The 12,163-nt window shown below is 70.2% G+C and carries 11 protein-coding genes; 9 read left to right on the top strand and 2 right to left on the bottom strand.

What is annotated here, in order from left to right:
* Window positions 1-98 precede the first annotated feature (98 nt).
* Genes mrcB through lepB form a run of 5 tightly spaced genes read left to right on the top strand, consistent with a single transcriptional unit; the run spans window position 99 to window position 6,623 of the window.
* Window positions 99-2,567, top strand: coding sequence for a penicillin-binding protein 1B (mrcB, locus tag EGK76_RS11880; RefSeq protein WP_096297309.1), 2,469 nt, complete (start codon window positions 99-101; stop codon window positions 2,565-2,567).
* The gene (locus EGK76_RS11875; protein WP_123832762.1) at window positions 2,567-3,100 is read left to right on the top strand and encodes a hypothetical protein; all 534 of its coding nucleotides are present in this window, start codon (window positions 2,567-2,569) and stop codon (window positions 3,098-3,100) included. Before mrcB ends, EGK76_RS11875 begins: the two co-directional genes overlap by 1 nt.
* Window positions 3,101-3,121: 21 nt before the next feature.
* Window positions 3,122-5,218 carry an ATP-dependent DNA helicase gene (locus EGK76_RS11870; protein ID WP_123832761.1) on the top strand — a complete coding sequence of 699 codons (2,097 nt, stop codon included), beginning with the start codon at window positions 3,122-3,124 and terminating at the stop codon, window positions 5,216-5,218.
* Window positions 5,215-5,952 carry a tRNA (adenosine(37)-N6)-threonylcarbamoyltransferase complex dimerization subunit type 1 TsaB gene (gene tsaB / locus EGK76_RS11865; RefSeq protein ID WP_123832760.1) on the top strand — a complete coding sequence of 246 codons (738 nt, stop codon included), beginning with the start codon at window positions 5,215-5,217 and terminating at the stop codon, window positions 5,950-5,952. The genes EGK76_RS11870 and tsaB overlap by 4 nt, the downstream gene beginning before the upstream one ends.
* A gap of 29 nt (window positions 5,953-5,981) precedes the next feature.
* Window positions 5,982-6,623, top strand: a complete 642-nt coding sequence (gene lepB / locus EGK76_RS11860) for a signal peptidase I (protein ID WP_123832759.1) — start codon at window positions 5,982-5,984, stop codon at window positions 6,621-6,623.
* Window positions 6,624-6,710: 87 nt separating this feature from the next.
* On the opposite strand, the gene EGK76_RS11855 is transcribed toward lepB, so the two are convergent.
* Window positions 6,711-7,583 (bottom strand): energy transducer TonB, encoded by an 873-nt coding sequence (locus tag EGK76_RS11855; RefSeq protein WP_123832758.1) that lies wholly within the window; start codon window positions 7,581-7,583, stop codon window positions 6,711-6,713.
* A 14-nt stretch (window positions 7,584-7,597) separates the two neighbouring features.
* Complete coding sequence (gshB, locus tag EGK76_RS11850) at window positions 7,598-8,560, bottom strand: glutathione synthase (RefSeq protein WP_123832873.1); 963 nt, start codon at window positions 8,558-8,560, stop codon at window positions 7,598-7,600.
* A 185-nt stretch (window positions 8,561-8,745) separates the two neighbouring features.
* Here gshB and pilG point away from each other — a divergent pair, with 185 nt between their 5' ends.
* From pilG to EGK76_RS11830, 4 genes are read left to right on the top strand one after another with little or no spacing between them, the layout of a single operon-like run.
* Window positions 8,746-9,150 carry a twitching motility response regulator PilG gene (gene pilG / locus EGK76_RS11845; RefSeq protein ID WP_096297316.1) on the top strand — a complete coding sequence of 135 codons (405 nt, stop codon included), beginning with the start codon at window positions 8,746-8,748 and terminating at the stop codon, window positions 9,148-9,150.
* A gap of 11 nt (window positions 9,151-9,161) precedes the next feature.
* Window positions 9,162-9,527, top strand: a complete 366-nt coding sequence (locus EGK76_RS11840) for a response regulator (protein WP_096297317.1) — start codon at window positions 9,162-9,164, stop codon at window positions 9,525-9,527.
* Between the two features lie 26 nt (window positions 9,528-9,553).
* On the top strand, window positions 9,554-10,084 hold the full coding sequence (locus EGK76_RS11835) for a chemotaxis protein CheW (protein ID WP_096300343.1): 531 nt from the start codon (window positions 9,554-9,556) through the stop codon (window positions 10,082-10,084).
* A 40-nt stretch (window positions 10,085-10,124) separates the two neighbouring features.
* A complete protein-coding gene (locus EGK76_RS11830; RefSeq protein WP_096297318.1) occupies window positions 10,125-12,146 on the top strand; it encodes a methyl-accepting chemotaxis protein in 2,022 nt (673 codons plus the stop codon).
* Window positions 12,147-12,163: the final 17 nt, after the last annotated feature.

The raw sequence follows: 12,163 nt of genomic DNA, 5'->3' as shown, positions 1-12,163 counted from the left end.
CAAGGAGCGCCCACGGCCTGCGCCGAAGCGCTGGGATAGACTGCCCGGTCCTCATTGTCGCATCCACATCGACCCGCCGTGGCGGGTGCAGGAACTCCATGGCCCGGATCGATTACGAAGACGACGACACCGACGACCCGACCGAGGATGCGCCGCCTGCCTGGCGGCGCCGGGTGGTCACCGCGGTGCTGGCGCTGCTGGCCCTGGGGCTGGGCTTTCTGATCCCCTACACGATCTATCTCAATCACCAGGTGAGCGAGAAGTTCGATGCGCTGACCTGGCAGGTGCCCACGCGCGTGTATGCGCGACCGCTGCAGGTCACGCCCGGCATGGCCATGAACGCCGCCACGCTGAAGACCGAACTCGATGCAGCCGGGTATCGCGAGGGCGACGGCGTCAAGCCCGGCACCTATGCCACCGAGGGTGGGCGCTGGACGATTTCCAGCCGCGGCTATCGCGACGTGGACCGCGTCGTGGCGCCGGGCCGGGTGCAGCTCACCCTGTCCGGCGGACGCGTCTCGCGCCTGCGCGATGGCGGCGGCGAGCGTGCGCTCGAGGTCGCGCGCATGGATCCGGCGCGTATCGCCACGCTCTACGGCCAGCGCCAGGAAGAGCGCCGGCTGGTGCGCATCGACGAAGTGCCGCCGCTGCTGACCGATACGCTGCAGGCGGTCGAAGACAAGGATTTCGCTCACCACCACGGCATCGACCTCAGCGGCATGGCACGCGCCGCGATGGTGAACCTGCGCGCCGGCGAGACACGCCAGGGCGCGAGCACGCTGACCCAGCAGCTCGCCCGTAGCGGCCTGCTCGGCATCGGCCGCGAGCAGACCTACACGCGCAAGTTCAATGAAATCCTGTACGCGATGCTGATCGAGGCACGCTACGGCAAGGGGCCGATCCTCGAGGCCTATCTCAACCAGGTGTATCTGGGCCAGCGCGGCGCGCAGGCGATCCACGGCGTGGCCGCGGGCGCGGAATTCTGGTTCGGGCGTCGGCTCGACGATCTCGAAATCGAGCAGGTCGCGCTGCTGGTCGGCATCATCCGCGGGCCCTCGTACTACGACCCGCGGCGCCATCCCGAGCGTGCACTCGAGCGCCGGAATTTCGTGCTCGACAAGATGCTCGAGTCCGGCCTGATCGACCAGGCCGCGCACGACCGCGCGATCAAGCGCCCGCTCGGCGTCACCGAGACGCCCGGCAGCATCGCGGCCAACCGGTTCCCGGCCTATGTCGATCTGGTGCGCCGGCAGCTGGCGCGCGACTATCCGGCCGGCGATCTGCAGGGCGCGGGACTGTCGGTAATGAGCGCGATGGCGCCCTCCGCGCAGGCCTACGCCGAAGGCGCGACCGTGCGCACGATCAAGGACCTGTCCACCGGCAAGCGGCCGCCACTGCAGGCCGGTCTGCTGGTGACCGACGTGCATTCGGGCGAGGTCGTGGCCGCGGTCGGCAGCCGCGATCCGGTCGAACACGGCTTCAACCGCGCAGTCGAGGCGCAGCGCCCGGTCGGCTCGTTGCTCAAGCCGTTCGTCTATCTGCTGGCCCTGGGCAATCCCACGCAGTATTCGCTCGCCAGCTGGGTCGACGATTCGCCGGTCACGATCACGCTGGAGAACGGCCGCAAATGGTCACCCGGCAATTCCGATGGCCGCAGCCACGGCACGGTGCGACTGATCGATGCGCTCGCCCGTTCCTACAACCAGGCGACGGTGCGGATCGGCGAGGCGGTAGGTACGCGGGCGCTGGCGGATCTGGTGCACGTGCTGGCCGGCGTACGCGCCACGCCCAATCCGTCGCTGACGCTCGGCTCGATGGACCAGAGCCCGTATGCGATGGCGCAGCTCTACCAGTTCCTCGCATCCGGCGGCGAGATCCAGCCGCTGCGCAGCGTGCGCGGGGTCATCGACGAGCAGGGTCGCGTGCTCAGCCGCTACGACAACGCCCCGCGGCCGGCGCAGGAGGGCGATGCGATCGCCGCGCGTCTGGTCACCATCGGCCTGCAGGAGGCGGTGACTTCGGGCACCGGCCGGCAACTGGTCAACGACGGCCTCGGCCGGCTCAATGCCGCCGGCAAGACCGGCACCAGCAACGATGGCCGCGACAGCTGGTTCGCCGGCTGGACCGGCGACCATCTGGCCGTGGTCTGGGTGGGCAACGACCAGAACGAACAGACCGGCCTCTACGGGGCGACCGGCGCGATGCGCATCTGGTCGGGCATGTTCGCCCGTCTGCCCAGCGCGCCGCTGGAGGTCAGCAACGACGGCCTGGAGTGGAAGTGGATCGTGCAGTCCAACAGCACCGACGCCGATTGCCCGGGCGCGCGCCGGTTCGCCTTCGTCAGCGGCTATGCGCCGCCGTATCAGCCGTGCCGGGTCTATGATCCGGAGCAGACCTTCATCGACGAGAACGGCAACCTGGTCGATGCCACCGGCGCACCGGTTCAGCAGGAACGCCGCGGCTGGCGCGAGTGGTTCGGCTTCGGTCGCGACGAGCCCGAAGCCCCGCCTGCAGAGACCGCGCCGAGCCAGCCTGCGCCGGTACCGTCTCCCGAGGAGTCACCCTGATGAGTCCAGCCCGTTTCCTGCCGCGCTTCGCCGCGCTTGGCGCAGCCCTTGCGTTGGCTGCCTGTGCCAGCCAGTCGCCGACGACAGCGGACGCCGCGCCCGTGGCCATGATCCCGCCGCAGACCATGGTGCAGGCGATCCGCGCCGCAGCCGGCGACGGCGACGGCGAACTCGCGGTCCAGCCGCTGCGCGACCCGATGGTCGAGGACCTGCGCGAGCGTGCGGTCGCGCTCGAAGGGCAGGGTGATCTCGACGGGGCCGCAGCCGCGCTCGACCAGGCGCTGGAGATCGTCGACGGCGATCCGGCATTGCTGCAGGAGCGCGCCGAGGTCGCGATCCTGCAGAACGACTTCACGCGCGCCACCGAGCTGGCCGAGCGCGCATATGCGCTCGGCGCGCAGGTGGGCCCGCTGTGCCGACGCCACTGGATCACGCTCGAGCAGGTCCGCCTGTCCACCGGCGATGCCGCTGGCGCGGTGCAGGCGCGCGGCCAGGCCGACGGCTGTCGCGTCGCCGGGCCCACACGCTACTGAGTGCGGTGACGGGCCCGCTCCGTGCTCGACGCACCTGACGCCGGGCTTGCCGCGCGCAGCCTCGCGGCGCTCGTCGAGGGCGGGGCACTGGCCGAGCGGATTCCCGCGTTCCGGCCACGCGCCGCGCAGCAGGCGCTGGCGGGCTCGGTCGCCGACGCGATCGACCGACGCAGCACGTTGCTGGCCGAAGCCGGTACCGGCACCGGCAAGACGTTCGCGTATCTGGTGCCGGCACTGCTGTCGGGCCTCAAGACCATCGTCTCCACCGGCACCCGCGCCCTGCAGGACCAGCTGTTTCATCGCGACCTGCCCCGGGTACGCGATGCGCTCGGCAGCGGCCTGCGCAGTGCGCTGCTCAAGGGCCGCGCGAACTATCTGTGCCTGTACCGGCTCGAACAGGCGCGCGGCGAACCGCGACTGACCTCGCGCGAGCAGATCAATCCTGATCAGAGCCGCCAGTTCCAGCGCATCGTCGCCTGGGCCGGACGCACGCGCATGGGCGACATGGCCGAGCTCGACGGCCTGCCCGAGGACACGCCGCTGCTGCCACTGGTCACCTCGACGGTCGACAACTGCCTCGGCAACGAATGCCCGTTCTGGAGCGAGTGCTTCCTGGTCCAGGCGCGGCAGCGTGCGCAGGCAGCCGACGTGGTCGTGGTCAACCACCATCTGCTGCTGGCGGATCTGGCGCTCAAGCAGGAGGGCTTCGGCGAGATCCTGCCGGGCGCGCAGGTCTTCATCGTCGACGAGGCGCACCAGCTGCCCGAGCTCGCCGCGCAGTTCTTCGGTGAAGGCATGAGCGCGCGGCCCCTGGTCGAGCTGGCGCGCGACGCGATCGCCGAATGCAAGGACGTGCCCGGCGCACTGCCGGTGCTGCAGGCACCGGCGCATCTGCTCGACGTGGCGACGCGCGGCCTGCGCAGCGCGATGGACGGCCTTCCGGCCCGCGGTACCCGCTACCGCGCGCTGTACGAGCCTGCGGTCGAGGACGCCCTGCATGCGCTCGATGATGCGCTGGTGCATCTGCGCGACGCGCTTGCGCCCCTGCGCGAGGCTTCCCCCGGACTGGACAGCTGCCACGCCCGCGCGCAGCTCTTCGTCGCCCGGCTGCGGCGCTGGAACGACGGCAGCGCCGCAGCCGGTTCGATGTTCGACGACGACCACGGTGAGGATGCCGACGCGGCACCCTCGGCCGTGGACGCGCCTGCGGCCGACGACGGCGTGCTTTGGTACGAGCTCACACCGCGCGGCTTCCGCCTGCAGCGCACGCCGCTCGACGTCTCCGCGCCGCTGCGGGCGCATCGCGAAGCCTCGCGCGCGGCCTGGGTGTTCACTTCGGCGACGCTGGCGGTCGACGGCAGCTTCGACCACGTCGCCCAACGCCTCGGCATCGAGGCCCCGCAGACGCTGCTGACGCCGAGCCCGTTCGACTGGCCGCACCAGGCGCTGTGCTATCTGCCGCCGAAGCTGCCGCAGCCCGCGTCGCAGGACTACACGCGCGCGGTGGTCGATGCGGTGCTGCCGGTGCTCGAGGCCTCGGGCGGTCGCGCCTTCCTGCTGTTCGCCTCGCACCGCGCCCTGCGCGAGACCGCGGCCCTGCTGCGCGACGGCAGTCGCGACTGTCCATGGCCGCTGTTCGTACAGGGCGAAGCCCCGCGGCACGTGCTGCTGCAGCGCTTCCGCGAATCCGGCAACGGCGTGCTGCTGGGCGCGGCGAGTTTCCGCGAGGGGGTCGACGTGGCCGGCGGCGCGCTGAGTGTCGTCGTCATCGACAAGTTGCCGTTCGCCGCGCCCGACGACCCGGTATTCGAAGCGCGGCTGGATGCGATCCGCCGCAGTGGCGGCAATCCCTTCCGCGACGAACAGTTGCCGCAGGCGGTCATCGCCCTCAAGCAGGGCGTCGGCCGCTTGATCCGCACCGAACACGATCGCGGCGTACTGGTGCTGTGCGATCCGCGCCTGCTCGGCCGCAGCTATGGCGGTGTCTTCCTCGACTCGCTGCCGCCGCTGCCGCGCACGCGCGAAATCTCGACGGTCGCTGCGTTCTTCGCTGCGCCTGCGACAATGCCGGCGGGCGCGCCCGCGCCTGTCCCGCTCCCGGAAACCCTGCCGTCATGAAACTGCTCGCATTCGAAACCGCCACCGAGGCCTGCTCCGTCGCCGTGTACGACGACGGCCGGGTACTGGAACGGTTCGAGATCGCGCCGCGCAGGCACGCCGAGCTCGCGCTGCCCTGGGCCGAGGCCCTGCTGGCCGAGGCCGGTGTCGCCCGTGGACAGCTCGACGCGATCGCCGTCGGCCGGGGGCCGGGCGCGTTCACCGGCGTGCGTCTGGCGATCGCGCTGGCGCAGGGGATCGCGCTGGCACTTGAGCGGCCGGTCGTCGCGCTCTCGTCGCTGGAGGTACTGGCGATGCGCGCCGACGTCGCCCCGGGCACTCCGGTACTCGCGGCGATCGATGCACGGATGGGCGAGGTCTACAGCCAGGCCTTCGTGCGCGAGGGCGAAGGGCTGCGGCCGTTGGCGCCTGCGCACGTCGGTGCGCCCGACGTCATCGAGCTGCCGGGTGACGCGACGGGTTGGGCGGGGGTGGGCACCGGATTCTCCGCGGCGGAAGCGGCGCTGCAGACGCGACTGGCCCCGCGGTTCTCGACCGTCGATGCGCTGGCGCTGCCGCGTGCCGGCGATCTGGCGCGGCTCGCCGCGGCAGCGTATGCGCGTGGCGAGGCCGTCGCCCCGGAGCGGGTCGAGCCGGCCTATCTGCGCGACAACGTCGCGCTGACCCTCGTCGAGCAGGTGGCCCTGCGCGCGGCCCGGCGCGCCGCGGAACCGGGCGCGCCGGACGCGCCCTGACTCTTTCCCTGACCGCCCAGGAGCGCCGCATGACACCTACGCCCGCCCCGTCCCCCTGGCGCGCCGGACACCGCGGCGACGGCTTGCGCCGCTGGTTGCACCGCGAAGCGCTGCCGATGATCTGCCTGCTCGCCCTGCTGCTGGTCGCGCGCTCCTCGCTCGCCAACCACTACTACGTGCCCAGCGGGTCCATGGAACCGGCGCTGGCACCCGGCGACCGGGTGGTCGTCGACATGCGTGCCTATGGCCTGCGCGTTCCGTTCAGCCAGTTGACCCTGTGGCCGGGCGATCCGCTCGCGCCGGGCGACGTGGTGGTGTTCCGCTCGCCGTCGGACAACGTGCGCCTGATCAAGCGCGTGGTCGCGGTGGCCGGCGACCGCGTCGACCTCGTCGATGGCCGCCTCGCGATCAATGGCATGCCGTTGGCCAGGCGGCCGGGGGGACCGGAAGATTTCGGTGACGTCCAGGTCGCGCTCAACCTGGACGATGGCGGTGGTCCCGATCTGCACAACGTGGTGGTCCCTGACGGCCAGGTGCTCGTGCTCGGCGATCATCGCGGCGCCAGCATCGACGGGCGGTACTTCGGTTTCGTGCCCGCGGCGTCGATCTACGGCCAGGCCCGCGGCGTGTTCTGGCGCAGCGGCGAAGGCTTCGGCTGGCGCCGCCTCTAGTCCTGGCCGAGCGGGCTGGCGAGCGATGCGGCTTGCTCGCCACCGTCGCGCGGGCTCCACAGGCCGCCGCGCCGCACGCGCGCTGCTTCAACGATCGTCGATCAGCTCGCCGCCCGGCAGGAAGTTCCAGGTGCGGGTGACATGCAGCACGTCGACCTCCTCGCCGGTGGCCGGCAGCGGCGGGTAGGGTTCGGCAAGGCGGGCGATCGACAGCGCGGCGTCGTCGAGCAGCGGGATCCCGCTGCTGCGGATGATGTCCGAACGCTCGACCGAGCCGTCGCGACGGATCGCCACGCTGATCACCAGCTCGCCGGCAAGCTGGCGGCGCCGGGCCTCGTCGGGATAGTTGAGGTTGCCGACGCGCTCCACCCGGTCGACCCACTGCCGCAGATACGCAGCGTAGACGTACTCCTGCGTGCTCGCCGATACGAACTTGCGCTTGGGCCTGCGCGCATAGCGCTCCGAACGCAGGTGGATCTCGGCCGCCAGCCGGGCCATCTCGAGATCGCGCTCGATCTTCTCCGGCCCGCGCGGCAGCGTCGAAGGATCGGCCTGCCGGGTCGGGTCCTCGGTCGGCAGGGCGGTGTCGCCGCGGGTGCTGGCAACCACCCGGTCGCGGGGCGGTGGCTGCGCGTCGGGCGATTGCGCGCGCATCTCCATCGGCGCGACGCCGGTGCTGTCCTGCGGCACCTGGCCGAGCTGGGCCTCGCGCGGGCGGTTGCTGCGTTCGTGCTCGCCGCCGCCCTGGTTGCTGGCCTGGGCGAGAAAATCGGCCTGGGCCTGGGTCAGCGGGCTGGTGGTCTCGGTGAGGATCACATCCAGCGTCGGCATCACCGGCGCGGCATCCTCGCTGGCGAAGCCGATGCCGAGCACCAGCAGGCCGTGCACCAGCAGCGACAGGACCAGCGTCGCACCCAGGCGCGCGCGGTCGTCGATCTGCGGCGGCGCAGCGGTAGACACGTCGCGAACGGCTGTCAGCGCGCGGACGATGCGACCGGGCCGCGCTCGATCGCATCGAACAGCAGGCCGGCGATATTGGTGCCGTAGGCGGCGTCGATCTCGCGGATGCAGGTGGGGCTGGTGACGTTGACCTCGGTCAGCCAGTCGCCGATCACGTCGAGACCGACGAAGCGCATGCCGCGCGCGGCCAGCGCCGGGCCGACCTGCGCCGCGATCCAGCGGTCGCGTTCGCTCAGCGGGCGCGCCTCGCCGCGGCCGCCGGCGGCCAGGTTGCCGCGGAACTCGTCGCCTTGCGGAATCCGCGCCAGGCAATAGTCGACCGGAACGCCGTCGATGAGCAGGATGCGCTTGTCGCCGTCGACGATCTCCGGCAGGTAGCGCTGCGCCATCGCCAGCCGGCGTCCGCCGTCGGTCAGCGTCTCGAGGATCACGTTGAGGTTCGCGTCGCCGGCGACGGCGCGGAAGATCGAGCGTCCGCCCATGCCGTCGAGCGGCTTGAGCACCGCGTCCCGGTGCTCGGCGACGAAGGCTTTGAGCGAGGCCGCGTCACGGCTGACCAGCGTCGGCGGGCAGCACTGCGGGAAGGCCAGCGCGCCGAGCTTCTCGTTCATGTCGCGCAGGCCCTGGGGGTCGTTGACGATCCAGGCCCCCTGGCGCTGCGCGACGCTCAGGATCTGGGTGTCGCCCACGAACTCGGGATCGACCGGTGGATCCTTGCGCATCAGCACCACGTCGCCCTCGCCGAAACGGCGCAGGCTCGACGCGCCGAGCGTGTACCAGTCGGTGGGATCCTCGCGCACGTCCAGTGGCGCCACGCGCGCCACCGCGTCGCTCCCGACCATGGCCAGGCCGCCGGGGATGACGTAATGCAGGCGATGGCCGCGCCGCCGGGCCTCGAGCAGCATTGCGAACGTGGAGTCCTTGGCGATCGTGATCGACGCGATCGGATCCATCACCACGACGACATCCAGGGGCATGCGCATGACCTGCGGCTTGGGAGGCGCACGATCTTATCAGGGGCGCACGCATGCGCTGCGGCGGCTATTTCGAGGCGATGTGCACAAACCGCATCGAAACCTTGACAGCTGCATGTCGAGCCGGGGTATAACTCCGTCCTGCTCTGGCGCGCGAAGACTCCGCGCCACGCATCAGGGGAGAACGCATGACCAGTGACGACAAGCCGTCCTCCGGCAGCCTCGACGGGCTCCGGGTGATGGTGATCGATGACTCGCGCACCATCCGCCGCACGGCCGAGACGCTGCTGCGCCGCGAGGGCGCCGAGGTGGTCACGGCTGTCGACGGGTTCGAGGCGCTGGCGAAGATCGCCGAGCACAAGCCGCAGATCATCTTCGTCGACATCATGATGCCGCGGCTGGACGGCTATCAGACCTGTGCGTTGATCAAGAACAACCAGGTGTTCCGCAATACGCCGGTGATCATGCTGTCGTCCAAGGACGGCCTGTTCGACAAGGCGCGCGGCCGCATCGTCGGCTCCGAGCAGTACGTCACCAAGCCGTTCACGCGCGAGGAACTCCTCGACGCGATCCGCACACACGTCACCGCCTGAGGGGGCAGGACATGGCTCGCATCCTGTTGATCGAGGATTCTCCGACCGACACCGCCGTGCTGACCCAGTGGCTCGAACGCCACGGGCACCAGGTCACGGCATTGGACAACGCCGAGGACGGCATCGCGAGCTGCAAGCGCGATCGCCCCGACCTCGTGCTGATGGACGTGGTGCTGCCGGGCATGAGCGGGTTCCATGCCACGCGTGCGCTGGCCAAGGATGCCGACACCGCCAGCATCCCGGTCATCATCATCAGCACCAAGGGCATGGAAACCGACCGCATGTGGGGCATGCGTCAGGGGGCCAAGGGTTACATCGTCAAGCCGCCGACCGAGGATGCGCTGATCGAGCAGGTCAACGCGGTTCTGGCCGGCTGATGTCGGCCTCGCCATCCGATGCCGCTGTGGCCGGCGTGTTCGCACTGCTGGCCGAGTACGAGCGTCGCAGCCTCGCCCACAGCGTCGGCCTGCCCGAGGAACTCGATGCGCCTGGCCTGTGGCGCGGCGTGGGCTATCGCGTCGGCCGCCGCATGCTCGCCTCCTCGTTCGACGAGGTCGTCGAGATCATGCCGATACCGCCGGTCACGCCGGTGCCCGGGGCACAGCCGTGGATGCTCGGCGTCGCCAACGTTCGCGGCAGCCTGCTGCCGATCGTCGACCTCAAGCAGTTCCTCGAAGGCGAACGCACGGTTCTGCACGAAAGCCAGCGCGTGCTGATCGTGCGCCAGCCCGGCGGCGACGTCGCGCTGACGATCGACGAGCTCTTCGGCCAGCGCAGCTTCCTCGAGGAAGACGAGGTCTCCGCCGACCGGGTCGCCGAGGGCCGCTACGGCCACTTCGTCGATCGCGCCTACGCGCACGCCAATGCGACCTGGGGGGTCTTCAGTCTCGACCGCCTCACTCGTACCCCCGAATTCAGACACGCCGCGGCCTGATGGCCGCGCTCGCACTCAAGATCAGGAACGGAACGCCAGCATGAGCACAGCCGCCGACACTCTCGTCGCACCGCGCCGCACCTTCGGCACGAATTTCTGGGTCGTGATGCTTGTTGTCGCCGGCACGATCCTGGTCCTCAATACCGGTTACAGCACCTGGAAGGCCTCACGGCTGGGCGGTGCCAGTACGGCGGCCTCCAACCTGCGCGTGGACAGCCAGCGGCTGGCCAACCAGGGCACCGAGGCGGTGCGCGGCAACGCCGCGGCGTTCGCCGCGTTCAACGAAACGCGCGCCCAGATCGATGGCGACATCCGCCAGCTCAACAACAGCTTCGGCAATACGACCGGCGTCGCCGGCCCCATCGCCACGGTGACCCGCACCTGGGAGCCACTTGGTGCAAGTGCCCAGCGGCTGGCCGACAGCGAGGAAGCGGTGACCGCGTTCGCCGGTCAGGCGGAGCGCTTCAGCCAGGGCGTACCGCAGCTGCAGGCGCTGCTCGACGAACTCGTGCGCGCGATGTCGAGCAGCGGCTCGCCGTCGTCGCAGGTCTACATGGCATTGCGCCAGGTGGTGATCGCCGGCGACATGGCCCGCCGCGTGACCGAGGTGCAGGCCGGCGGCCCCGGCGCCGCGATCGCAGGCCAGGGCCTGCGCCGCAACGCCGAGGATTTCCAGCAGGTCATGACCGGCCTGCGCGAAGGGGATCCGGCGCGCGAGTTGCAGGCGCTGACCAACGGCAATGCGCTTGCCGCACTGACCCGCGCCGACGAGACCTGGGCGCGGATGCGCGCCGAACTCGAGGCGATCCTCGGCAGCAGCGAGCAGCTGTTCCAGGCCCAGGCCGCTGCCGGTGCGCTGGTGGCCGGCTCCGACCAGCTGCTCAGCGACAGCGAGTCGCTGTTCAACGCGTTCACCGCATTCGGTTCGCTCACCGACCGCAGCCTGCTTGGCAACATCTGGATCAGCATCCTTGCCGGTCTGCTTGCCCTGGTCGCGATCGCCGGCCTGTTGATCTCGCTCAACCGCGCCCAGCGCGAGCGCTACGAAACCACGATGGAGCTCAATAACCGCAACCAAGAGGCGATCATGCGCCTGCTGGACGAAATGGGTTCGCTCGCCGAAGGCGACCTGACCGTCAAGGCGACGGTCACCGAGGACATGACCGGCGCGATCGCCGACTCGATCAACTTCGCCATCGAGCAGCTGCGCAGCCTCGTGCAGACGATCAACGACACCTCGGTTCAGGTGGCCTCCAGCGCCCAGGAAACCCAGGCCACCGCGATGCATCTGGCCGAAGCGGCCGAGCATCAGGAGCAGCAGATCAATTCCGCGTCCGACCGCATCAACGAGATCGCGGTCAGCATCGACCAGGTGTCGAAGAACTCGGCCGAATCGGCCGACGTGGCGCAGCGCTCGGTCCGCATCGCGACCAAGGGCGCAGGCGTGGTGCGCGAGACGATTGCCGGCATGGACTCGATCCGCGACCAGATCCAGGAAACCTCCAAGCGCATCAAGCGGCTGGGCGAAAGCTCGCAGGAGATCGGCTCGATCGTCGAACTGATCAACGACATCTCCGAGCAGACCAACATCCTCGCGCTCAACGCCGCGATCCAGGCGGCCTCGGCGGGTGAGGCGGGCCGTGGCTTCGCAGTGGTCGCCGACGAAGTGCAGCGCCTCGCGGAACGCGCGACCAATGCGACGCGCCGCATCGAAACGCTGGTCCAGACCATCCAGTCCGATACCAACGAGGCGGTGACTTCGATGGAACAGACGACGTCCGAAGTCGTTGCCGGTGCGCGCCTGGCCGAGGATGCCGGTACGGCGCTCGGCGAGATCGAGAGCGTGTCGACCAACCTCGCCGACCTCATCCAGGGCATCTCGTCGGCCGCGCAGCAGCAGTCCTCCGCTGCGACCAACATCACGACCACGATGCATACCATCCAGTCGATCACCAAGCAGACCTCGCAGGGCGCCAACCAGACCGCCGAGTCGATCGGCAACCTGGCTCAGCTCGCGGCCGACCTGCGGCGCTCGGTCGCCGACTTCAAGCTGCCGGCTTGAGCCACGGAAAGGACTCC

Origin of the sequence: Luteimonas sp. 100069 (assembly GCF_003813845.1) — a bacterium.
GTDB lineage: Bacteria > Pseudomonadota > Gammaproteobacteria > Xanthomonadales > Xanthomonadaceae > Luteimonas > Luteimonas chenhongjianii.
This window is presented reverse-complemented; position numbering and strand designations above follow the sequence as displayed.